The sequence below is a fragment of the Streptomyces sp. NPDC055815 genome (genome assembly GCF_053616475.1).
The window spans coordinates 142039-164236 of sequence record NZ_JBSHDU010000006.1; the positions used below are offsets into that span (position 1 = coordinate 142039).

Consider the following 22198-nt stretch of genomic DNA (forward strand, 5'->3'; position numbering starts at 1 on the left):
CTACAAAGCTAGGGCAGGCCTCCTCATCTGTCTCCACAATTACTCGGACTTCCTACTATCTGAGACGGCTCTCAGCCCTCCGTGGCCCGAAGCTCACGGATCAGCGACCGCACGGCGAGGGATTTCGCCAGCTCAGGGGTGGTGACGTAGCCCACGGACCGGGTCGGGCGGGCCACCCCGAGATCGGTGACCTCCACCGAGGGCGGTGCTCCGATCAGCGACAGTTCGGGCATCACGGCCATCCCGAAACCGCTGCTCACCATCGAGAGCACCGCCCCGTCGTCCTCCGCCTCCACCGTCGCCGCCGGCAGCCACTCCTGGGCGGCCCACCACTCCCTCGTATAGGAGGTGCAGTTCTCCGCCCAGTCGACCAGCGGGAGCGTGCGCGGCGCCGGATGCCCGGCCGGGTGGACGAGCGCGTACCCCTCCTGGAGCAGCACGCCCCCGACCAGCTCCGGCGGCACCGGCGAGGTGGTCCCGAGGGTGGCGATGCCGATATCGGCCCGCCCGTCGAGGACTTCGCCCGCCGTCCCGCGCCCCACCTCCCGCACGATCCGCACCTCGGGCACGATCTCCGGGTGACGGGCGGTCAGCCGCTCCAGGGCCCTGGGCAGCAGATGCAGGGCGGCGCTGCGGAAGACGGCGATCCGCAGCGGGCCGGCGACCGTCCCGCTCGTGGCGCCCCGGACCTCCGCGCCCATCACCTCCAGGAGCCGCAGCACCCGGCGAGCATGGCCGAGGGCCCGCTCCCCGGCCTCGGTCGGGCTCGCGCCGGCCCGGCCGCGGTCGAAGAGGACGGCTCCGAGCTTGCGTTCGCTCGTGCGGACGGAGTGGGAGACGGCGGACTGGGTCATGCCGAGCAGGACGGCGGCGGCCGAGAAGCCGCCTTCGCTCCCGACGGCGACGAGGACGCGGAGCTCGCGGGGCGCGAGATCGGTCATGACGGGCTGCTCCTCGGTGGGGTGCGTCGTCCGAGGGAGGGCTCCCACCTCGGCGTATGAGCGGCTTTCATGGATCGGCCGGTTCCATGAGAGCAAACCCCTGCCCGGCCGCCGTATTACTTCCTACGGTCTCCGGCATGACGAACGACACCATGATCACCGTCCAGCAGACCGCCCGCCCCGACGGCTTCCCCACCCCCGCCCAGTTCAGCTTCGTCGAGTCCCCGGTCCCCTCCCCCGAGCCGGGCACCGCCCTCGTCGAGAACCTCCAGTGGTCCGTGGACCCGTACCACCGCGAGGCGATGGACTCCGATGTGCTGTGGACCCTGAACGCGCCGATGGAGGGCCGTACCCTGGGCCGCGTGCTCGACTCCCGCGACCCGTCGCTGCGCCCCGGCGACCTCGTCCTGCACCGCAAGGGCTGGCGCACCCACTCCCTGGTCACCCGGGCCGAGGTCCGCCCGGTCCCCGACTTCGGCCCCGGCGTCCCGCTCGCGGCGCACCTGAGCCTGCTCGGCGGTACGGGCCTGTCGGCCTATGTGGGCCTGACCCGGATCGCCCGGCTCCAGCCGGGCGAGGACCTGTTCGTCTCGGCGGCCGCGGGCGGGGTCGGCACGGCGGCCGGGCGGCTCGCCCGGCTCCTCGGCGCCGGGCGCCTGGTCGGCAGCGCGGGTTCGGCGCGCAAGGTCGCGTACCTGACGGCGGAGGTGGGTTTCGACGCGGCCTTCGACTATCACGACGGGCCGGTGACGGAGCTGCTCGCGAAGGCGGCCCCGGAGGGTCTGGACGCGGTCCTGGAAGGGGTCGGCGGCGAGCACCTGGAGGCCTCGATCGACGCGCTGCGCGAGTACGGCCGGATCGCCTGGGTGGGCGCGGTGGGCCAGTACCAATCGCTCTCCACTCCCCCGCCGGCCCCGCGCAACCTCTTCGACCTGGTCGGCAAGAGCATCCGTCTCGAGGGCTTCCTGGTGCGCAACCACATGGACGCGCAGGAGGAGCTGTACGACCTCGCCGTGCCGCACCTGCGGAGCGGGGCGCTGCCGCTGGACGTGACGGTGGTGGAGGGCTTCGCGCACATCGTGGACGCGTTCCTGGGGATGCTGCGCGGCGAGAACCTCGGAAAGATGCTGGTGGCCGCCTGAAACTCGCCACCCCTACCTAGGTTGCATTCCTACCTAGGTAGTGATGTGATGAGCCCATGGCCACAGACCGCAGATCCAGCTGGCTCAAGGGAGTCCTCGACCTGCTCGTCCTCTCCCGCCTGACCGACGGCGAGAGCTACGGGTACGAGATCGCCAAGGCGCTCGCCGAGGCGGGACTCGGCGAGATCAAGGGCGGGACCCTCTACCCCGTCCTGAACCGCCTGGAGGAGGCCGGCCTCGTGGAGGCGGAGTTCCGCGCCGCCGAGCGCGGCCCGGGCCGGCGCTACTACCGGCTCACGCCCCTCGGGCGCGAGCGGCTCGCCGCCGAGACCGAGGCGTGGCTGACCTTCCACCACGCCGTACAGACCATGCTCAGTCCAGGGGGAACGACACGATGACCACCGACGCTTACTTCGCCGAACTCGCCGACGCACTGCGCACCGCGCACGTGCCCGACGAGCAGATCGCCGCGACCGTCGAGGACCTGCGGGCCCACCTCGCGGAGACGGGCACGGCCCCGGAGGAGGAGTTCGGCCCCGCCGCCGCGTTCGCCGCGCAGCTCGGCGGCCCCGCGCCCGCACCCGGCGAGCCGGACGAGCGCGCGGAGAACTGGACCTGGACCGCCGACATCTTCAACGACCGCCGGATGCTGGCGGTCCACGGCGACCAGGGCTGGGAGGTGGAGTCGCTCGACGCGATCGGCCGGTTCGTCTGCCGCCGGACGCCCGGGTCGGCGCTGCGCTGGGAGTACCGCCGCGAGGTGATCGCCGGGCGCCGGCGGAGCCGCGTGTTCGACGAGCTCACCCCGGAGGGCTGGGAGCTGTGCGGGGAGTGGCTGGTGTACGGCTACTTCAAGCGGCCGCGCGCGGCGACCGCGGGCCCGGCCGGCACCGTGGGGGCCCCGCCGGCCACCCCGCAGCGGTGGCTGTTCCTGAGCCGCCGGGGCAAGGCGGTGCTCGCGGCCTGGTGCCTCCTGGTCGGCGGCGCCCTGTCGGCCTTCTTCATCGGGGTGCTCGGTACGGGCGGCCTCGCGATCACGGTCGCGCTCGCCTCCGCGCTCTCGGCCGTCTACACCTCCCACCTGGAGACGGCCGCGGGCCGCACCCGGCGCCCCTGACCCCGCCTCACATCACGTCGCCGTCCCGCCAGTCGAAGGTCAGCGGGGCGGCGGGGTCCGGCAGGTCCCGGCCGGGGGCGGGCCGCAGGAAGACGGAGCCCTCCTCCTCGGCGAGGCGCACGATCCCCTCGGGCGCCAGCACCTCGATCCGCCCCTCCCAGACCCGCCAGCCGCGCGCCCGGTAGAGCGCGGCCCCTTCGTCGGAGGCGCTGAGCGCCCCGAAGGCGTAGGCACCGTCGACGACCCGCTCCAGCTCGGCCATCACGGCGCCGCCGAGCCCCTGCCGCCTGCGGTCGCCCCGGACGGCGACCCCTTCGACGTATCCGACGCGGAGCGAGCGCCCCCGGTGGAGCACCCGGCGCTGCACGACGGCGCCGTGGGCGGCGATGCCCCGCTCGTCCTCGATCCAGACGTGCACGCCGCCGAGGGTGTGGTCCCAGTCGTCCTCGGAGAAGTCGCCGTCGAAGGCGGCGTCGAGCAGCTCGCGTACGGAGCGGAGCCGCTCGGCACCGAGTGCATGGGTGGGCGCGATCCTCGGACTCATACCCCCACCCTAACCCCTCACGCCCCATTGACAGGTTAAGTCCAGCCTGATTGAGTCATAACCACTCACCGACACATGAGGGGTTAGGGAAGATGTCCGTACTGCCGACCCACCACCGCACCGTCACCGTCCGGGGCCACGAGATCGCCTACCGCGAGGCGGGCCCGGCCGACGCCCCCGTCCTGCTCCTGCTGCACGGCTTCCCCACCAGCTCGCACATGTTCCGCGACCTGATCCCCCTGCTCGCCGACTCGTACCGGCTGATCGCCCCCGACCACCTGGGCTTCGGCCGCAGCGCGACGCCCTCGGACTTCGACTACACCTTCGCCGAACTGGCCGCGGTCACCGCCGAGTTCACCGAGGCCCTCGGCCTGGACCGGTTCGCGCTCTACATCCAGGACTACGGCGCCCCCATCGGCCTCCGCCTCGCCCTCGCCCACCCCGAGCGGATCACCGCGATCATCACCCAGAACGGCAACGCCTACGAGGAGGGCCTCGGCGCCGAGGCCTGGGCGCCGGTCCTCGCCCTGATCGCCGAGCGCACCCCCGAGACCGAGGCCCCGGTCCGCGCCATCCGCTCCCTCGACGGCATCAGGTGGCAGTACGAGACGGGCGTCCCCGCCGAGTACCGCGACCTCCTCAGCCCGGACGCCTGGCACCACGACGCCGCCCTGATGGCCCGCGCGGGCCAGGACGAGATCCAGCTGGGCCTGATCGCCGACTACGGCTCCAACTTCGCCCTCTACCCGGCCTTCCACGCCTACTTCCGCACCTCCGGGGTCCCCCTCCTCGCCGTCTGGGGCGAGGGCGACGAGGTCTTCGTCCCGGCCGGCGCCGAAGCCTTCCGCCGCGACCTCCCGGACGCCGAGATCCACCTCCTGCCCACGGGCCACTTCGCCCTGGAGACCCACGCGCCGCAGATCGCCTCGCTCATCGACGACTTCCTCAAGCGCCGCGTGGGGAAATGAGAACCGCCCCCGTCCTCAATTGGGGGTAGAGGAGGGGGGCGGTGATCAGGGGGAGCTATGGGCAGGTCAGCCCATGTGCGGGTAGCCGTACTCGGTCGGCGGGACCAGCGTCTCCTTGATGGCGCGGGTCAGCGTCCAGCGCATCAGGTTCTGCGGGGCGCCGGCCTTGTCGTTCGTACCCGAGGCGCGGCCGCCGCCGAAGGGCTGCTGGCCGACGACGGCGCCGGTCGACTTGTCGTTGATGTAGAAGTTGCCCGCGGCGAAGCGGAGCTTCTCCATCGTGTACGCGGCGGCCGCGCGGTCGCCGGAGATGACCGAGCCGGTGAGGGCGTAGTCCGAGACCGACTCCATCTGGGTCAGCATCTCGTCGTACTGGTCGTCCTCGTAGACGTGGATCGCGAGGATCGGGCCGAAGTACTCGGCCTTGAAGACCTCGTTCTCCGGGTCGGTGCAGGCGATGACGGTCGGGCGGACGAAGTAGCCCACCGAGTCGTCGTAGGTGCCGCCGGCGATGATCGTGCAGCTCGGGTCGGCCGCGGCACGGTCGATCGCCGCCTTGTTCTTGGCGAACGAGCGCTCGTCGATGACGGCGCCGATGAAGTTCGACAGGTCGGTGACGTCACCCATGGTGATGCCGTCGACCTCGGCCGCGAACTCCTCCTTGAAGCCGTCGTTCCAGATCGACGCCGGGACGTAGGCGCGGGAGGACGCGGAGCACTTCTGGCCCTGGAACTCGAAGGAGCCGCGGGTCAGCGCGGTCTTCAGGATCGCGCGGTCGGCGCTGGGGTGCGCGACGACGAAGTCCTTGCCGCCGGTCTCGCCGACGATCCGCGGGTACGAGCGGTACTTCTCGATGTTGTTGCCGACCGTCTTCCACAGGTGCTGGAAGGTCTTGGTCGAGCCGGTGAAGTGGATGCCGGCCAGGTCGCGGTGGTTCAGGGCCACCTCGGAGACGGCGATGCCGTCGCCGGTCACCAGGTTGATGACGCCCTTCGGCAGGCCGGCCTCCTCCAGGAGCTCCATGAGGAGCACGGCGGAGTGGGTCTGCGTCGGGGACGGCTTCCAGACCACCACGTTGCCCATGAGGGCGGGGGCGGTGGGCAGGTTGCCCGCGATGGCCGTGAAGTTGAACGGCGTGATCGCGTAGACGAAGCCCTCCAGCGGGCGGTGGTCCAGACGGTTCCACACACCCGGGGAGTTCGCCGGCGGCTGCTCGGCGAGGATCTGGCGGGCGTACGCCACGTTGAAGCGCCAGAAGTCGACGAGCTCGCACGGGGTGTCGATCTCGGCCTGCTGGGCGGTCTTCGACTGGCCGAGCATGGTCGACGCGGCCAGCGTCTCGCGCCACGGGCCGGCGAGCAGCTCGGCGGCGCGCAGGATGATCGCGGCGCGGTCGTCGAAGGACATCGCGCGCCAGGCCGGGGCGGCGGCCAGGGCGGCGTCGATGGCGTCCTGGGCGTCCTGCTCGGTGGCGCCGCGGAAGGTGCCGATGACGGCCTTGTGGTTGTGCGGCTGGACGACCTTGAACTCCTCGCCGCCGCCGAGGCGCTTCACGCCGCCGATGGTCATCGGCAGCTCGCGCGGGTTCTCGGCCAGCTCCTTGAGCTTGGTCTCCAGGCGGAGGCGCTCGGGGGAACCGGGGGCGTAGCTGTGCACCGGCTCGTTGACCGGAGCGGGGACCTGGGTCACGGCGTCCATGACTTACCTCTTCCGAGTGAATGTCGGGCTTCAGCCGGGAGGATCTGAAACCACGGCGTACGTTGTCTGGTGGTCAGGGCTTGACCGTCACGAGACCGCTACGTCGGTCGAGTGAGAAGCCCCTCGGGGTGGAGTCACGAGTCTCGTAACTCCTTTCGACGAGACTGTGGTCGGCGCAGCCGACTTCTGGGCGGCGCCTCGCAGGCCTCCGGCACTCCGGGGGTACGCGAGACGCCGCCCATCCCCGCTCAGCCCTTGGTGAGGATGGAGCGGACGAAGAAGAGGAGGTTGGCCGGCTTCTCCGCGAGGCGGCGCATGAAGTAGCCGTACCAGTCGGTGCCGTACGCGGTGTAGACGCGCATGCGGTGGCCCTCGGCGGCGAGACGGTTCTGCTCCTCGGAGCGGATGCCGTACAGCATCTGGAACTCGTACTCGTCCAGCTTGCGGCCGGCGCGGCGGGCCAGCTCCTGGCCGATGGAGATCAGGCGCGGGTCGTGCGAGCCGATCATCGGGTAGCCCTCGCCGTCCATCAGGATCTTCATGATCCGGACGTACGCCTTGTCGATCTCGGGCTTGTCCTGGATGGCGACCTCGGCGGGCTCCTTGTAGGCGCCCTTCACGATCCGGACGCGGGAACCGTTCGCGGCGAGGCGGCGGGCGTCGTCCTCGGTGCGGAAGAGGTACGCCTGGATGACGCAGCCGGTCTGCGGGAAGTCCTTCCGCAGCTCCTCGTGGATGGCGAACATCGAGTCGAGGGTGGTGTGGTCCTCGGCGTCCAGGGTGACGGTGGTGCCGATCTCGGCGGCGGCCTCGACGACCGGTCGGACGTTCGCGAGAGCCAGCTCGTGGCCGCCCTCCCGTCGCCCGCCACCACCCTTACCGGAGAGCCCTTCGGGCTCGCTGCCCTCGATCTTGAGGGACTGGCCGAACATCGACAGCTTCACGGACATCTCGGCGCGCTCGCCGAGGCCCAGCTCCTTGAGGCGGCCGATGAGCTCCAGGTAGGCGTCCCGGGCGGCGTACGACTGCTCGACGGTGGTGATGTCCTCGCCGACGACGTCGAGGGTGACCTCCAGGCCGCGGCCGCTCAGCTCGGAGACGATCGGGACGACGTCGTCGACCGTCTCACCGGCGATGAAGCGGGCGACGACCTGCTTGGTCCCGGGGGCGGCCGACACGAGACGGCGCATCTTGTCGCTGCGCGACGCGGCGAGGATCACGGGACCCAGCACGGGGCACCTCCAAAAGGCAAAGGTAGGACGGGGCCATAACCGGATCAAGGGAACGAACCGGGAACAGCACGGAGAACCACCGTGAAACCTATGGATCGGTCCGATCGTCCGCCATCTACACCTGTCACGCATCCGTGGCCCGCCCCTCATACATCTGTCTGACAGGCCCGCCGGCGGGTGCGAGAATGTGCCCGTGAAGGGCGATTACCAGGAGCTTGTGGACGAGATCTCGGCGCTGCTCGGCACCCCGGCGACGCTGGAGAACCGCGACTTCGGGCTGATCGCCTTCGGCGCCCACGACAGCGACGACGACAGCGCGATGGACCCGGTCAGGACCCGCTCGATCCTGACCAGGAAGTCCTCCCCCGCGGTCCGCACCTGGTTCGAGGGCTTCGGCATCACCCGGGCGACCGGCCCCGTCCGCATCCCGGCCGCTCCCGACGCGGGCGTCTTCCGGGACCGCATCTGTCTCCCCGTACGCCATCGGGGTGTCGTCCTCGGGTACGTATGGCTGCTCGACGCCGAGCCGGGGCCCTCGCACGCGCAGCTCACCGCCGCGATGGAGGTCGCCGCCCGGATCGGCGACCTGCTCGCCGACGAGGAGCGGGCCGGCGCGGACCTCTCCCGGGAGCTGCGGGCGGCGCTGACGGCGGAGCGCGGCTGGCAGTACGACATGGCCCTCGCCGCCCTGCGCACCGCGCTCGGCCCGGACGCGGAGGGCCTGCACGCGGTGGTGTGCCTGGCGCCCTGGCCCGGCGATGACGCGCCGTCCCCGCGCACCGTCCCGGGCGCGGCGGCCCTGTGCACCGTGCCGTGGCGACCGACGGCGGGCCCGGCGTCCCGCCCCGGCCCGGGCGCGGGCACCGGCTCCGGCTCCGGCTCCGGCTCCGGCTCCGGCTCCGGCTCCGGCTCAGGTCGCCCCGCCACCACCACCGGCCGCCCCACCGACGCCGACGCCCCCGGGGCCGACCCCGGCCCCGTCCCCAGCCCGTACGTCCCCGGCTCCGCGCCCGCCGAGGGCGGGGCCGGCCGGGCGCTCGCCGTGCTCGTGCGGCTGCGGTCGGGCGACAACCTCGCGCCCGCCACCAGCGCGGCGAACCGGCTGCGCGGCTCCGACGCCGTCGCGGGCGTGGCCACGCCCCGGCGCGGGCTCGCCGACCTGGACGTCTCCTGGCGCGAGGCCGCCGCCGCGGCCCGTACCGCGAGCGCGCGGCCGCACCTCGGCCCGCTCGCCGAGTGGGCGGCCCTCGGCCCGTACCGGCTGCTCACCGCCCTGCCCCCGGCCGAACCGGACCCGGCGGTCCGCACCCTGCTCGCCCCGGCGCACACGGAACTGGCCCGCACGGCCGAGGTGTTCCTCGACCACGCGGGTCAGGCGGGCCGGACGGCGGCGGCCCTGGGCATCCACCGGCAGACCCTCTACTACCGTCTGTCCCGGGTCGAGCAGCTCACCGGCCTCGATCTGGACGCGGGCGAGGACCGTCTGCTCCTCCACATGGCGCTCAAGGTCGCCCGGCTCTGAACACCGGCCCCTCCGGGCGGGTTTGTAGGATCGCCCCATGACCACGGGGAGTTGGGCGCCGCCCACGCGGACCGAGCAGCTGTTGTACGAGGCCGGGGCGGGCGGGGACCGGGCGGCCGTCCTGGACGCCCTCGGCCGGACGCGCCTCTACGTGCTCCTCCCCCGGCTCCACGCCGACGTGCCCGGCCACCTCCCACCCCTGCCCCACCGGCGCGACAAGGCCGCCCGGCGCACCGTCGTACCGGTCCTGACCGAGGGCATGCTGCCGCCCTGGCACCCGGACTGGGTGTTCAAGCAGACCACCCTGGACCGGCTCGCCGCGGCGTGGCCGCACGACCGTTGGTGGCTCGCGGTCAACCCGGACACCCCGTTCGAGGCCGCCCTGCCGGCCCGCGCCGCCGACCGGCGGGCCTGGCAGGAGGCGGGCGTCCGGGGCGGCGGACCCGCGCGGCTGCGGCTGCTCACCCACACCGGCGGCCCTCTGCGCGGGCCGGTCGCGCACGCCCTCGCGCTCGGGGCGCACCTCGCCGTGCTCAACGGCCTGGTGTGGAACGGGCTCGGCGCCCAGTACGAGGACTATCCGACCGACGTCGCGCGGCTGCGGCACCCGTGGGCGGTCCACCACCGGGCGGACTTCCGGGAGAAGCTGCGGATCCTGATCGCGACCCGGCTCGTCGGCCGGATCCCCGAGGCCGTCCTGGGGATCCGGCGCCGACTCGCCGCGCGCCTCGGCGCCGCGCCCTCCGCCGAGCGATGGGCGGCGGAGGTCACCGCCGCGTTCGAGCGGGAAGACCCCTACGGGGAGGACCGGGCCGAGGCCCAGGAGTTCCTGCGCCGGATCGTCCACTACGAGGAGCGGTTCCGCGCCGACGGCCTGCTCCCGCCGGACGGCCGGGTCGACACGCTCGCCGCCTTCGACCACGGCCGGGCCGTGAACGTCGTACGGCTCGCCCTCGGCGCGCGGTACTGCGACCCGCAGGAGGCGGAGCAGTCCGTACGGAGCGTCCTCGAAACCGCCCGGCAGGCGTACGACTCCTGGGAGGCGTTCTCGCTCGGCTATCTGCTCGCCCGCCTGATCCACTTCGACGAGGGCGACCCCGAGCCGGTGTACCAGGAGTCCGCGACCCTCCACCGCATCCTCACCCAGGACCCTTCGAGCCCCTACCGGAACATCCCGTGGTCATGAACCCCGCCCCCTGGATCCCGCCGTCCGAGACCGAGCAGCTGCTGTACGAGGCGGTGCTGCGCGGCGACTTCCGGGAGCAGATCCGCGTCCTCGCGGGGGCCGAGCTCTTCGTCGCCGCCCCCAGGGCCGAGGTGGACGCCGAACCGGACTCGGTCTACTGGAGGCACCAGCAGACGCCGAAGGGACTCCTCGTCCGGCCGGTCCTCACCCGCGGGATGCTGCCGCCCTGGCATCCGGACTGGGTGTTCCACCGGATCACGCTCCGGTGGGCGGCCGAGGCGACCTGGCGCGACCCCCGGGCGCTGCTCGCCGTCAACGGCGGCACCCCCGGGGAGCTGTTGCTGCCCACGACGCCCGAGCACCGCGCGGGATGGCTGCGTGCGTACGGCGAGCGCGAGCAGGGTTCGGGGGATCGTTTCGTCGCCCTGCGGCACGGCCCCCTGCACGGCCCGCTCGCCTTCGGCCTGGCCTGCGGCGCCCATCTGGCCTTCGGGAACGGCGTCCCGTGGAACGACGTCGGTTCCGCCTACAGGAGCTACACCGAGGAGCTCGAAACGCTCCGCGAGGCCTGGGACATCACGGAGCCGGCGGGCTGGCGCAAGGAGCTGGACGCGCTCCTCGACGGGCGCAACAGCCCGCCGGAGCCGGACTTCGCCCTCCGGGTCCGGGAGGAGCTGCGGGCCGGGCGGGGCGCGGTGCCCTCGGCCGACGAGTGGCGCGAGACGGCGGCCGGACACGCCCAGGACCTGGGCGCGGGCCCGGCGGCGGTGCGGCACGTGGAGGGTCTGGTGCGCCGCATCGTGCGCTACGAGGCCCGGTTCCGGGCCGACGGACTGCTTCCGCCGGAGGGGCGGGTGCGCAGGACGGTCGCGTACGACTACGGCCGGGCGGTGAACCTGGCCCGCTGGGGCCTGTCGGCCCGCTTCTGCGCGCCACCGGAGGCCGAACAGGCGATCGTCCACGCGGGGGCGCTCGCCCGGTCCGCGTACGGCTCCTGGGAGGAGTACTCGGCGGGGTACGCGCTCGGGCGGGTGCTGCGCTTCGACGGGGAGGAGTACGGCCCGTTCCACGAGGGGAACGTGGCCGCCCACCGAGGACTGACCGCGTACGAGGGCAGTCCGTGGCGGAACATCCCGTGGCGCTGAGCCGACCGGGGCCGAACTCCTGTCGGACCGGGTCCTACTGACCCTCCATCAGGACCTTGAGGCCCTCGGTGAGGTCGTCGGCGCTCGGCGCGGTGTCCGGGTCGACCATCCACTGGATCATGACGCCGGTCGCCAGGGCCTGGCAGAGCAGCCCCGCGACCCGGGCCTTCTCGGGGTCGGCCTCCGGGTCGAGGCCGAGGAAGCCCTGGGCCATGCCGAGGCGGCCCTCGCGCTGGGGTTCCTTGATGGCCTCGCGGAGCTTCTCGTCGTCGTCGATGCGGGTGACGACCTCGGTCTGGAGCTTCCAGACCGGGCGGCTCGCCCCGGCCGCGGCGATGACCTGCTCCCAGACGGCGTGGAAGCGCTCGTACGGGTCGGCCGGCAGCGCCTCGGCGCCCTCCGTGCCCGCCGCTCCGGCCTGCTCCCCCCACTCCTCGGTGAGGGCCAGGAAGGCCTGCTGGAGCAGGGCGTCCTTGGAGCCGTAGTGGTAGCCGATGGAGGCGAGGTTGGTGCCCGAGGCGGCGACGATGTCGCGCGCCGTGGTGCGCCCGTACCCCTTCTCCAGGAGGCAGCGCTTGGCGCCTTCGAGGAGGTCTTCCTTGTGTCCCATGACAGCACTGTACCCGACCGATAGACGCCTGTATAAGACGTACGTCTATCGACCGGGTACGGAGTGCGCCGGAAGCGTCAGATCAGGTTGACCGAGCGGGCCGAGGCCGCGCCGATCTCCTCCGCGATCTCGGTGAGCACGGTGGCCGGGACGGTGTCGTCCACGGTCAGGAGGACGAGCGCCTCGCCGCCCTCCTCCGCGCGCGCCACCTGCATGCCCGCGATGTTCAGACCGGCCTCGCCGAGGATGCGGCCGACGGTGCCGACGACACCCGGGCGGTCCTCGTAGCGCAGCACGACCATGTGGTCGGCGAGCGCCACGTCCACGTCGTAGTCGCCGACCGCGACGATCTTCTGGAGGTGCTTGGGGCCGGCGAGCGTGCCGGAGACCGCGACCTCCTCGCCGTTCGACAGCGTGCCGCGCACGGTGACCACGTTGCGGTGGTCGGGCGACTCGGAGCTCGTCGTCAGACGGACCTCGACACCGCGCTCCTGCGCGAACAGCGGGGCGTTGACGTACGACACGGTCTCGTCGACCACGTCCTCGAACACGCCCTTGAGCGCGGAGAGTTCGAGCACCTTCACGTCGTGCTGGGTGATCTCGCCGTACACCTCGACGTCGAGACGGGCCGCGACCTCGCCCGCGAGGGCGGTGAAGATCCGGCCGAGCTTCTCGGCGAGCGGCAGACCCGGCTTCACGTCCTCCGCGATGACACCGCCCTGGACGTTGACCGCGTCCGGGACCAGCTCGCCCGCGAGCGCCAGGCGCACCGACTTGGCGACCGCGATGCCGGCCTTCTCCTGGGCCTCGTCCGTGGAGGCGCCGAGGTGCGGGGTGCAGACGACCTGGTCGAGCTCGAAGAGCGGGGAGTCCGTGCAGGGCTCCTTGGCGTACACGTCGAGGCCCGCGCCGGCGACCCGGCCCTCCTTGAGCGCCGAGTACAGCGCCGCCTCGTCCACGATCCCGCCGCGCGCGGCGTTGACGATGCGGACGGAGGGCTTGACCTTGTGCAGCGCCTCGTCGCCGATGAGACCGAGGGTCTCCGGGGTCTTCGGCAGGTGGACGGTGATGAAGTCGGCGACCTCGAGCAGCTCGTCCAGGGACAGCAGCTTCACGCCCATCTGGGCGGCGCGGGCCGGCTGCACGTAGGGGTCGTACGCGACGATCTTCATGCCGAAGGCGGACATGCGCTGGGCGACGAGGACGCCGATGCGGCCGAGGCCGACGACGCCGAGGGTCTTCTCGCTGAGCTCGACGCCCGTGTACTTCGAGCGCTTCCACTCGCCGTTCTTCAGCGCGGTGTTGGCCTGCGGGATGTTGCGCGCGGTGGCGACGAGCAGACCGCAGGCGAGCTCGGCGGCGGTGACGATGTTCGAGGTCGGGGCGTTCACGACCATGACGCCGGCCTTGGTGGCGGCGGAGACGTCGACGTTGTCCAGACCGACACCGGCACGGGCGACGACCCGCAGCTTGTTCGCCGCGGCGAGGGCCTCGGCGTCGACCTTGGTCGCGGAGCGGACCAGGATGGCGTCCACATCGGCGATGGCGGGGATCAGCTCGGCGCGGTCGGCGCCGTTGCAGTGCCGGATCTCGAAGTCCGGGCCCAGCGCGTCGACGGTGGCGGGCGACAGCTCTTCAGCGATGAGTACGACAGGTTTCGAGCTCACGTGAGTCCTCACAGAGGCAGTGCGGACGGCCGTCCCGACGGCCGCAGGCGGTGGAGGGGGCTTGCCGCGTGAAAGCGCACGACGCTGTGGGCCAGACGCGATGTTGTTGAGAAGTGTAGTGGTGCCTCGGCGCACTTCATGCGCCTCGTTGGAAGGATCACCCTTCCGTGGTTGGACGGGGTGTCCAACCACGTGGGAAGGGGCCGGACAGTGTGTCCGGCCCCCACCCGGAAGGCTTACGCCTCCTCGTCGTTCACCCAGCTCATGAGCTTGCGCAGCTCCTTGCCGGTGGTCTCCAGGAGGTGGTTGGCATCCTGGGTCTTGTACTCGTTGTACTTCTTCAGGCCGCCGTGGTACTCGGCCATCCACTCCTTGGCGAAGGTGCCGTCCTGGATCTCCGCGAGGACCTTCTTCATCTCGGCCTTGGTGGCGTCGGTGATGATCCGCGGGCCGGTGACGTAGTCGCCCCACTCGGCGGTCTCGGAGACCGACCAGCGCATCTTCTCCAGGCCGCCCTCGTACATGAGGTCGACGATGAGCTTCAGCTCGTGGAGGCACTCGAAGTAGGCGATCTCCGGCTGGTAGCCGGCCTCGGTCAGGGTCTCGAAGCCCGCCTTGACCAGAGCCGCGGTGCCACCGCAGAGGACGGCCTGCTCACCGAACAGGTCGGTCTCGGTCTCCTCGGTGAAGGTCGTCTTGATGACGCCGGCGCGGGTGCCGCCGATGCCCTTGGCGTACGAGAGCGCCAGGTCGAAGGCCTTGCCGGTGGCGTCCTGCTCGACGGCCGCGATGCACGGAACGCCGCGGCCCTCCTCGTACTGACGGCGGACCAGGTGGCCCGGGCCCTTCGGGGCGACCAGGGCGACGTCGACGCCCTCGGGCACCTTGATGAAGCCGTAGCGGACGTTCAGACCGTGGCCGAAGAAGAGCGCGTCGCCCTCCTTCAGGTGGTCCTTGATGGACTCCTCGTAGACCTGGGCCTGGATCGGGTCCGGGGTGAGGATCATGATGAGGTCGGCCTCTTCCGCCGCCTGGGCGACGGAGACGACCCGCAGGCCCTGCTCCTCGGCCTTGGCCTTGGACTTCGAGCCCTCCTGCAGACCGACGCGGACGTCGACACCGGAGTCACGGAGCGACAGCGCGTGGGCGTGGCCCTGGCTGCCGTAACCGATCACCGCGACCTTGCGGCCCTGGATGATGGACAGGTCGGCGTCGTCGTCGTAGAACAGCTCGGCCACTGGATTCTCCTTGAGGTGCTGGTGTTGCGTCCCACCGTACGGCGGGGAGCGGGAGGAAAGTTTTCGGGTCTCGTCAGTCGGACCGCCGGACGGACCGGCGGTTGACCGTCGAGGACGCTCAGGCGCTGCGGTCGAGGGCCCGCAGGGACCGGTCCGTGATGGACCGGGCGCCACGCCCTATGGCGATCGTGCCGGACTGCACGAGCTCCTTGACGCCGAACTGCTCCAGCATCTTGAGCATGGCGTCGAGCTTGTCACTCGAACCGGTGGCCTCGATGGTGACCGCCTCGGGCGAGACGTCCACGGTCTTGGCGCGGAACAGCTGCACGATCTCGACGATCTGGGAGCGGGTCTCGTTGTCGGCGCGGACCTTCACCAGGACGAGCTCGCGCTGGATCGCAGCGCTGGGCTCGAGTTCGACGATCTTCAGGACGTTGACCAGCTTGTTGAGCTGCTTGGTCACCTGCTCCAGGGGCAGGTCCTCGACATTGACCACGATGGTGATGCGGGAGATGTCGGGGTGCTCGGTGACGCCCACGGCGAGCGAGTCGATGTTGAAGCCGCGGCGGGAGAACAGGGCGGCGATCCGGGCGAGGATGCCGGGCGTGTTCTCGACGAGGACGGAGAGCGTGTGCTTGGTGGACATGTCTGGGTCTCTTCCTTTTCGCTCTGCTCGCTCAGTCGTCTTCGCCGTCGCCGAAGTCGGGGCGGACGCCCCGCGCGGCCATGACCTCGTCGTTCGAGGTGCCGGCGGCGACCATCGGCCAGACCTGGGCGTCCTCGTGGACGATGAAGTCGATCACGACCGGGCGGTCGTTGATGGCGTTGGCCTCGGCGATGACCTTGTCCAGGTCGGCCGGGTCCTCACAGCGCAGGGCGACACAGCCCATGGCCTCGGAGAGCTTGACGAAGTCGGGGACACGGGTGCCCTTGTTCGCCTGGACGTCGTCCGGGCCGGAGTGCAGGACGGTGTTCGAGTAGCGCTGGTTGTAGAAGAGGGTCTGCCACTGGCGGACCATGCCGAGGGCGCCGTTGTTGATGATGGCGACCTTGATCGGGATGTTGTTCAGGGCGCAGGTGGTGAGCTCCTGGTTGGTCATCTGGAAGCAGCCGTCGCCGTCGATGGCCCAGACCGGGCGGTCCGGCAGGCCGGCCTTGGCGCCCATCGCGGCGGGGACCGCGTACCCCATCGTGCCGAGGCCGCCCGAGTTCAGCCAGGTCGCCGGCTGCTCGTAGTCGATGAAGTGGGCGGCCCACATCTGGTGCTGGCCGACGCCCGCGGTGAAGATGGTGCCCTCGGGGGCGAGCTGGCCGATGCGCTGGATGACCTGCTGCGGCGAGAGGCTGCCGTCCTCGGGCAGGTCGTAGCCGAGCGGGTAGGTCTCGCGCCAGCGGCTCAGGTCGCTCCACCAGGCGGAGTAGTCGCCCTTGTTGCCCTCGCTGTGCTCGGCCTGGACGGCCTGGACCAGGTCGGCGATGACCTCGCGGGCGTCACCGACGATCGGGACGTCGGCGGCGCGGTTCTTGCCGATCTCGGCCGGGTCGATGTCCGCGTGGACGATCTTGGCGTACGGGGCGAAGCTGTCGAGCTTGCCGGTGACGCGGTCGTCGAAGCGGGCGCCGAGGGCCACGATCAGGTCGGCCTTCTGCAGCGCGGTGACGGCCGTGACCGAGCCGTGCATGCCGGGCATGCCGACGTGCAGCGGGTGGCTGTCGGGGAACGCGCCGAGCGCCATCAGGGTGGTGGTGACCGGGGCACCGGTCAGCTCGGCCAGGATCTTCAGCTCGGCGGTCGCGCCGGCCTTGATGACACCGCCGCCGACGTACAGGACCGGGCGCTTCGCGGCGGAGATCAGCTTCGCGGCCTCGCGGATCTGCTTGGCGTGCGGCTTGGTGACCGGGCGGTAGCCGGGCAGGTCGGTCTGCGGCGGCCAGCTGAAGGTGGTCTTCGCCTGGAGCGCGTCCTTCGCGATGTCGACCAGAACCGGGCCGGGGCGGCCGGAGGAGGCGATGTGGAAGGCCTCGGCGATCGTCCGCGGGATGTCGTCGGCCTTGGTGACCAGGAAGTTGTGCTTGGTGACCGGCATGGTGATGCCGCAGATGTCCGCCTCCTGGAAGGCGTCGGTGCCGATGGCCTTGGAGGCGACCTGGCCGGTGATCGCGACGAGCGGCACCGAGTCCATGTACGCGTCGGCGATCGGGGTGACGAGGTTGGTCGCCCCCGGACCCGAGGTCGCCATGCAGACGCCGACCTTGCCGGTCGCCTGGGCGTAGCCGGTGGCGGCGTGGCCCGCGCCCTGCTCGTGGCGGACCAGGATGTGGCGCACCTTCTCCGAGTCCATCATCGGGTCATAGGCCGGGAGGATGCAGCCGCCAGGGATGCCGAAGACGGTGTCGGCGCCCACTTCCTCGAGAGAGCGGATGAGGGACTGCGCACCCGTGACGTGCTCGACGGTGGTGACGGGCTGTGCGCCGCCGCGGGGGCGCGGCTGCGGATGGTGCCCGGTGGCCTGCTCGGTCATCAGCATCTCTTCTCGGGGCGGAGGGTTTTTGCAAGGGTTTAAGACGATTTTGGCGTGAGCCGGTGCAACAAAAAACCCCTCGTGCCGTGAGGCAAGCGAGGGGAGCGCGTCGGGTGCGTTTCAGGCGGGCCTTCTCTGGGGCCTGCCTCAGCCGACGCGCTTTCCAAGTACGAGAATTCGGGTGCGCATGGCACTGACCCTCCCTCTCCGGCCTCACCACTGTCAAGTGGGTGGGACAGGCGTCTCAGTATTTGAGCGGATCGGGGGACGGTTTCCGACACGCACGGGCACCGCTCCGGGCAGCGGGTACTCGTCCCGTACGAGGGCCCTGCGCAGCCGGTACTCGTCGAGCGGGCCCGAGAAGGCCATGCCCTGGGCGTGGCTGCAGCCCATCGCGCGCAGGGCGATGACCTGCTCCGGAACGTCGACTCCCTCGGCGACGGTCTGCATGCCGAGCTCGCCGGCGATACGGAGCACCCCGCGGGTGATCTTGCGGAGCCGGGCTGATTCGACCACGCCTTCCACGAGTCCCCGGTCCAGCTTCAGTATGTCGACGGGGAGCCTGCGGAGGGCGTTGATCGCCACGTGTCCGCTGCCGAAGCCGTCGAGCGCGATCCGCACGCCGAGACGGCGCAGCGCGACCAGGCGCTGTTCCAGCTCGTCGAGCGAGATCCGGGGGTCGCTGTCGGCGAGCTCGACGATCAGCGAGCCGGACGGCAGCCCGTGGCGGGTGAGCAGTGACTCGACGGAGCCGAGCGGCAGCGAGCGGTCGAGGAGGCGCCGGGCGGAGAGCCGGATGGACACGGGCGTACGGTGGCCGATCCCCGCCCGCTCGGCGGCCTGCTCGACGGCCTCTTCGAGGAGCCAGCGGCCGAGCTCGGCGGTGCGCTCGCCGTCGTCGGTGACCCGGAGGTACTCGGCGGGGGTGAAGAGGATGCCCTGGCTGGAGCGCCAGCGGGCCTGGGCGCTGACGGCGGAGATGCGGCCGGTGGTGAGGTCGACGACCGGCTGGTGGAGCAGGGCGAACTCGCCGTCGTGGAGGGCGGTGCGCAGCCGGGCGGCGAGCTCGGTGCGGCGGACGACCTCGGCCTGCATCTGCGGGGCGTAGAGCTCGACGCGGTCCTTGCCTGCGGCCTTGGCCCGGTACATGGCCAGGTCGGCGTTGCGCAGGAGGTCGCCGGCCTCGAGGCCGGGCTCGGCGAAGGCGACGCCGATGGAGGCGGCGACCCGGACCTCGTTGCCGCCGTCCACGCGGTAGGGCTGGGAGAGGGTGAGCCGGAGCCGGTCGGCGATCTCCTGGACCTGGTTCCGGCGGGCCGTGCGGTCGCGGCCGCCGTCGCCGAGGATGAGGGCGGCGAACTCGTCGCCGCCGAGCCGGGCGGCGGTGTCCCCGGCGCGTACGGAGTCGTGGAGGCGGCGGGCGGCCTGGACGAGGAGGTCGTCCCCCGCCTGGTGGCCGAGGCGGTCGTTGACCCCCTTGAAGCCGTCGAGGTCGATGAAGAGCACGGCGGTGCCGGGGTCGGAGGAGCGGCGGCCGCTGAGCGCCTGCCGGACCCGCCGGGTGAAGAGGGCCCGGTTGGGCAGGTCGGTGAGCGGGTCGTGCTCGGCGTTGTGCTGCAGCTGGGCCTGGAGCCGGACGCGTTCGGTGACGTCCCGGCTGTTGAAGATCAGCCCGCCCTGGTGCCGGTTCACGGTCGACTCGACGTTGAGCCAGTCGCCGCGGCCCGAGCGGAAGCGGCATTCGATCCGGGTGGTGGGCTCCTCGGCGGGCGAGACGGCGAGGAAGCGCCGTACCTCGTGGACGACGGCACCGAGGTCCTCGGGGTGGATGAGGGAGGCGAGCTCGGAGCCGATGAGCTCCTCGGCGTCCCGTCCGTACACACCGGCGGCGGCCGGGCTGACGTAGCGGAGTATCCCGGTGGGCGCGGCGATCATGATGACGTCGCTGGACCCCTGCACGAGTGACCTGAAGTGGTTCTCCTTCTGGGCCAGTTCGTGGGTGAGCGCGATGTTGTCGAGGAGCATGATGCCCTGGCGTACGACGAGGGCGAGCACCACCGTGCAGCCGGTGAGGACGACGACGCGGTCGGGCCGGCGCCCCTCGACGACGTTGTACAGGATGCCGAGGGTGCAGACGGCCGCGGCGAGGTACGGGGTGAGGGCGGCGAGCGAGCCGGCGACCGGGCGGCTGTGGAGCGACGGGCCGCGTGCGGTGGCCGCGCTGTCCAGCGGCCGGCGCACGCCCCAGGGCGCGTAGGCGAGCAGCAGCGAGCCGGCGAACCAGCCGGCGTCGAGCAGCTGGCCCGAGGCGTAGTTCTCGCGGAGCAGCGGCGAGGTGAACAGGGCGTCGCACAGCACGGTGAGGGCGAGCGCGGCGATCGCGGTGTTCGTCGCCGAGCGGTTCGCCTGGGAGCGCCGGAAGTGCAGGACGAGGACCATGCTGACGAGCACGATGTCGAGCAGCGGGTACGCGAGCGACAGCGCGGCCTGGGCGACGGACTCGCCCTCGAAGTGCGTGGTGCGGGCGAGGGCGAGGCTCCAGGAGAGCGTGAGCAGGGAGCCCCCGATGAGCCAGGCGTCGAGCCCCAGGCACACCCAGCCGGCCCGGGTGACGGGCTTCTTGGCGAGCACGAGGAGGCCCACGATGGCGGGCGGCGCGAAGAGTAAGAAGCAGAGGTCGGCGACGGAGGAGTCGGGCACGTCGGTGCGGAGCACGACCTCGTACCAGCCCCACACGGCGTTCCCCGCGGCCGCCATGAAGGAGGAGAAGGCGAAGAGGAGCCAGGCCGGGCGGGCGCTGCCGCGGTGGCTCCGGCCGTACAGGAAGCAGGAGACCGCGGCGGTGAGCGCGGCGGCGCTGAGCCCGAAGTCGCCCATGAAGAGCGCCAGTCGGGGTGAACCCCAGCCGAGGGACGCGCCGGTGGTGTAGCCGGCGCAGACGAGGCCGAGGGCGATCTGGGCGGCGGCCCCGCCGAGGCGGGGGCGGCCGGGGTCCGGGTGGCCGGAGTCGCCGCTGCCGAGGGGGCGGCGGGTGATGACCGCCCCGGGCGCGCTCACCGGATCCTCCGGCGCCGGGCCGCCGCACCCGGCCGCGTCGTGCGACCGCGCCGTCGGCTCGTCGGCACCCCCGGAGGCGTGCCCGTCACGGTCGTGGGCGTCACGGTCGCGGGCATCGCAGTCGCGCCCGTCGCGGTCGTTCGCGTCGCAGTCGTTCGCGTCACGGCCGTGCCCGTCGCGGTCGTACGCGTCACGGTCGTTCGCGTCGCGGTCCTGGGCCTCGCGGTCGTGGGTGCCGTCGCCGGTGTCCGGCGGCGTGGCGGCGCGGGGCGTCCGGTGCGGCGCCGCCTGGTCCGGCACCGAGCGTGCGAGGTCGGCGGCGAGGCGTGGAAGGCTTGCCGGCGGCGGCGTCGCCGCGTCGGATCGTCGGTCCTCCGGCCGTGCTTCACCCGTCGCCCCCCTCGGAATCTGATGTCCCGTCACTTCGCTCCCCAGCGTCAGCCCGTTCTCGACGCAGTCCCCCGCCACCGGACGATACACCAGGACCGTCACTCAGGGACAGGGCCGCAGTACTCTCCGTGACGGCCAGGGGGCTTGCGCACGGCGCGTGTCGGGGGCGCGTATCACCCGCCCGGCCGAACACCTCGCTCCGGTCAGCCGGTGGTGAGGAGGACGTTGGCCAGTTCCTCACCCGCCGCGAACCGCCGCAGCTGTCCCGCGATCAGCCGCTTCGCCCTCGGCATGAAGGCCGAAGTGGAACCTCCCACATGGGGACTGATCAGGACACCGGGAGCGTGCCACAAAGGGTGCCCGGACGGCAGCGGTTCGGGGTCGGTGACGTCGAGCGCCGCCGTGATGCGACCGCTCTCGACCTCCTTGAGCAGCGCGGTCGTGTCGACGACCGGGCCCCGGGCGACGTTCACGAGGAGCGCCCCGTCCTTCATCCGCCCCAGGAAGCCTGCGTCGGCGAGACCCGTGGTCGCGGGCGTGAGCGGAGTGGAGAGCACGACCACGTCGGCCTCCGGGAGCAGCGCCGGGAGGTCCGTCAGGGCGTGCACCGGGCCGCGCTCTGTGGTGCGCGCGGAGCGTGCGACGCGCGCCACCCGCGCGCACTCGAAGGGCGCGAGCCGGTCCTCGATGGCGGATCCGATCGATCCGTACCCGACGATCAGGACGGACTTGTCCGCGAGGGCCGGGTAGAAGCCCGCCCGCCACTCCTCGGCGTCCTGGCCGCGCACGAAGCCGGGGATGCCGCGCAGCGAGGCGAGGATCAGGGCGAGCGTGAGCTCGGCGGTGCTGGCCTCGTGGACGCCCTTCGCGTTGCAGAGGGCGACCCCCGGCCGCAGGGAGTCGATGCCGGGCGTGACGTGGTCGATGCCGGCGGAGAGGGTCTGCACCACGCGGAGGCCGGTCATCCCGGCCAGCGGCCGTACGGCGATCTCCGAGCCCTTCATGTACGGGACGACGTAGAACACGCAGCGCGCCGGATCGGCGGGGAACTCGGGACCGCCGTCCCAGAAGCGGTAGTTCAGACCCGACTCGCCCGGCGCGGGCAGTCCCTCGATCTCGTCCGCCGGAAGGGGAAGCCACACGTCAGCGGTCGTCTCTTCGAATCTCATGACCGGGAGGCTATGCGAAGAATCCCGCGCGCCATTGGTTACTTTGGGGG

The 22198-nt window shown here is 71.9% G+C and carries 18 protein-coding genes; 7 read left to right on the forward strand and 11 right to left on the reverse strand.

What is annotated here, in order from left to right:
• Positions 1–71: 71 nt before the first annotated feature.
• Positions 72–941, reverse strand: a complete 870-nt coding sequence (locus ACWGN5_RS06915) for a LysR family transcriptional regulator (protein WP_453511795.1) — start codon at positions 939–941, stop codon at positions 72–74.
• A gap of 137 nt (positions 942–1078) precedes the next feature.
• Between ACWGN5_RS06915 and ACWGN5_RS06920 the strand changes: the two genes are divergently transcribed.
• Genes ACWGN5_RS06920 through ACWGN5_RS06930 form a run of 3 tightly spaced genes read left to right on the forward strand, consistent with a single transcriptional unit; the run spans position 1079 to position 3200 of the window.
• The gene (locus ACWGN5_RS06920; protein WP_453511797.1) at positions 1079–2083 is read left to right on the forward strand and encodes a zinc-binding dehydrogenase; all 1005 of its coding nucleotides are present in this window, start codon (positions 1079–1081) and stop codon (positions 2081–2083) included.
• Between the two features lie 56 nt (positions 2084–2139).
• Complete coding sequence (locus ACWGN5_RS06925; protein WP_453511799.1) at positions 2140–2481, forward strand: PadR family transcriptional regulator; 342 nt, start codon at positions 2140–2142, stop codon at positions 2479–2481.
• The gene (locus ACWGN5_RS06930; RefSeq protein ID WP_453511801.1) at positions 2478–3200 is read left to right on the forward strand and encodes a hypothetical protein; all 723 of its coding nucleotides are present in this window, start codon (positions 2478–2480) and stop codon (positions 3198–3200) included. Before ACWGN5_RS06925 ends, ACWGN5_RS06930 begins: the two co-directional genes overlap by 4 nt.
• A gap of 7 nt (positions 3201–3207) precedes the next feature.
• On the opposite strand, the gene ACWGN5_RS06935 is transcribed toward ACWGN5_RS06930, so the two are convergent.
• Positions 3208–3744 carry a GNAT family N-acetyltransferase gene (locus ACWGN5_RS06935; protein ID WP_453511803.1) on the reverse strand — a complete coding sequence of 179 codons (537 nt, stop codon included), beginning with the start codon at positions 3742–3744 and terminating at the stop codon, positions 3208–3210.
• A 92-nt stretch (positions 3745–3836) separates the two neighbouring features.
• Here ACWGN5_RS06935 and ACWGN5_RS06940 point away from each other — a divergent pair, with 92 nt between their 5' ends.
• Entirely contained in the window at positions 3837–4712 is an 876-nt protein-coding gene (locus tag ACWGN5_RS06940; protein ID WP_453511805.1) for an alpha/beta fold hydrolase, read from the forward strand.
• 66 nt (positions 4713–4778) lie between these two features.
• Here the strand turns inward: ACWGN5_RS06940 and pruA are convergent, their stop codons facing one another.
• Entirely contained in the window at positions 4779–6410 is a 1632-nt protein-coding gene (gene pruA / locus ACWGN5_RS06945) for an L-glutamate gamma-semialdehyde dehydrogenase (protein ID WP_453511807.1), read from the reverse strand.
• A gap of 248 nt (positions 6411–6658) precedes the next feature.
• A complete protein-coding gene (locus ACWGN5_RS06950; RefSeq protein WP_453511809.1) occupies positions 6659–7642 on the reverse strand; it encodes a proline dehydrogenase family protein in 984 nt (327 codons plus the stop codon).
• Between the two features lie 193 nt (positions 7643–7835).
• Between ACWGN5_RS06950 and ACWGN5_RS06955 the strand changes: the two genes are divergently transcribed.
• The 3 genes from ACWGN5_RS06955 to ACWGN5_RS06965 are packed head-to-tail and all read left to right on the forward strand — an operon-like array spanning position 7836 to position 11495.
• A complete protein-coding gene (locus ACWGN5_RS06955; protein ID WP_453511811.1) occupies positions 7836–9164 on the forward strand; it encodes a PucR family transcriptional regulator in 1329 nt (442 codons plus the stop codon).
• A 37-nt stretch (positions 9165–9201) separates the two neighbouring features.
• Positions 9202–10350: a DUF1266 domain-containing protein gene (locus tag ACWGN5_RS06960; RefSeq protein ID WP_453511813.1), complete on the forward strand. Its 1149-nt coding sequence runs from the start codon at positions 9202–9204 to the stop codon at positions 10348–10350.
• Positions 10347–11495: a DUF1266 domain-containing protein gene (locus ACWGN5_RS06965; protein ID WP_453511815.1), complete on the forward strand. Its 1149-nt coding sequence runs from the start codon at positions 10347–10349 to the stop codon at positions 11493–11495. The genes ACWGN5_RS06960 and ACWGN5_RS06965 overlap by 4 nt, the downstream gene beginning before the upstream one ends.
• 34 nt (positions 11496–11529) lie before the next feature.
• On the opposite strand, the gene ACWGN5_RS06970 is transcribed toward ACWGN5_RS06965, so the two are convergent.
• From ACWGN5_RS06970 to ACWGN5_RS07000, 7 genes are all read right to left on the reverse strand, one after another.
• Positions 11530–12105 carry a TetR/AcrR family transcriptional regulator gene (locus ACWGN5_RS06970; RefSeq protein WP_453511817.1) on the reverse strand — a complete coding sequence of 192 codons (576 nt, stop codon included), beginning with the start codon at positions 12103–12105 and terminating at the stop codon, positions 11530–11532.
• 77 nt (positions 12106–12182) lie between these two features.
• Positions 12183–13772 carry a phosphoglycerate dehydrogenase gene (gene serA, locus ACWGN5_RS06975; RefSeq protein WP_453511819.1) on the reverse strand — a complete coding sequence of 530 codons (1590 nt, stop codon included), beginning with the start codon at positions 13770–13772 and terminating at the stop codon, positions 12183–12185.
• Between the two features lie 236 nt (positions 13773–14008).
• Positions 14009–15010 (reverse strand): ketol-acid reductoisomerase, encoded by a 1002-nt coding sequence (gene ilvC / locus ACWGN5_RS06980; RefSeq protein ID WP_453511821.1) that lies wholly within the window; start codon positions 15008–15010, stop codon positions 14009–14011.
• Positions 15011–15128: 118 nt separating this feature from the next.
• Positions 15129–15656, reverse strand: a complete 528-nt coding sequence (gene ilvN / locus ACWGN5_RS06985; RefSeq protein ID WP_030222540.1) for an acetolactate synthase small subunit — start codon at positions 15654–15656, stop codon at positions 15129–15131.
• Positions 15657–15687: 31 nt separating this feature from the next.
• Positions 15688–17538, reverse strand: coding sequence for an acetolactate synthase large subunit (locus ACWGN5_RS06990; RefSeq protein WP_453511824.1), 1851 nt, complete (start codon positions 17536–17538; stop codon positions 15688–15690).
• A 216-nt stretch (positions 17539–17754) separates the two neighbouring features.
• Entirely contained in the window at positions 17755–20589 is a 2835-nt protein-coding gene (locus ACWGN5_RS06995) for a putative bifunctional diguanylate cyclase/phosphodiesterase (protein ID WP_453511861.1), read from the reverse strand.
• Positions 20590–21182: 593 nt separating this feature from the next.
• A complete protein-coding gene (locus ACWGN5_RS07000) occupies positions 21183–22148 on the reverse strand; it encodes a 2-hydroxyacid dehydrogenase (protein ID WP_453511826.1) in 966 nt (321 codons plus the stop codon).
• Positions 22149–22198: the final 50 nt, after the last annotated feature.